A 1,110-nucleotide genomic window follows, 5' to 3' on the forward strand; every position below is an offset into this window, starting at 1 on the left:
AGAAGCCGCCGTCCTGGCCGAAGCCTTGGACCAACGCGTCGCCGAGCAGGAGTCCGCCGACGCCGACACTGCCCCGGATGCCCCGGGCGAGCCGGAGCCGACCTACTCCACGGCCGAACGCCGCGCCGACGCCCTGATGTCCCTGATCTGCGGCGACACCCCCAACCACCCCGACGCTGCCAACGCTTCCGATGACGCCGCGAGCACAGACGATGCCGCTGACGGCGCCGTGGGCGCGCCCGCCGCCGGCGGCACGGGGCAGGGGCTGGCTCCGGTGTTGCGGCCGAAGGTGACCGTCATCGCCACCGGAGACAACGGCCGCGATGAGCACGGCGCGCGGGTGGAGTTCACCCGCACCGGCGAAGCGGCGCTGCAGACCCTGCTGGAGATGCTCGCCACCTCGGATGGGGCCTCGTTCGAGCAGGTCGATCCCCGCATCGGCGCCGCCGACGAGGCGAACGCCGCCCTGAGATACCGGCCGAGTGCCCAGTTGGCGCGCCGGGTCCGGCTCCGCGACGGCACCTGCCGCCACCCCGGGTGCGCGATCCCGGCCGATGACTGCGACCTGGATCATGTGGTGCCGTTCAACCACGCCGACCCCGCCGCCGGTGGCCTGACGGTGGAGGCGAACCTGGTCAGTCAATGCCGGCGCCATCACCGGTTCAAAACGTTCTCCGACTGGACCTACAAGCTCCAGCCCGACGGCACCCTGATCGTGACCACCCCAGATGGCACCGTCATGCTCACCCGACCCGACGGGCCGCTGGCCCAGTACCGACGCGAGGAACAACGCTGCGAGGCCGATGCCTGGGCGCGTCAGCAGCGCCGCAACCCCAGCCCCGTCTACGGGGCCGGGGTCCTGGACGAGGCGACCTACTTCGCCCGCCGCGCGCAACGCCTGGCCCGCGAACGCGCCCGCACCGCCGCCCGCAACGCAGCCGAAGCCACCGGCGCTCCGCCATCCGAGACCACCGCCGAGACAGCCCCGGGCCCGGACTCGGGTCCGAACTCGAACTCGGCCCCGGTCCCGACCCCGGCCCCGCGCGGAAGGGTGACCCCAGCCGAGGCAAGTCGCTGGTGGGAACGCAACAAACCCACCGACAGCACCCT

The 1,110-nt window shown here is 72.9% G+C and carries 1 protein-coding gene; it reads left to right on the forward strand.

The window, feature by feature from the left end:
- The coding region (locus G6030_RS15765; protein WP_182643758.1) for an HNH endonuclease signature motif containing protein at nt 1–1,110 on the forward strand (1,110 nt) is incomplete at both ends.

The sequence above is a fragment of the Dietzia sp. E1 genome (assembly GCF_014145015.1).
In the GTDB taxonomy this organism is placed as follows: Bacteria; Actinomycetota; Actinomycetes; order Mycobacteriales; family Mycobacteriaceae; genus Dietzia; species Dietzia cinnamea_A.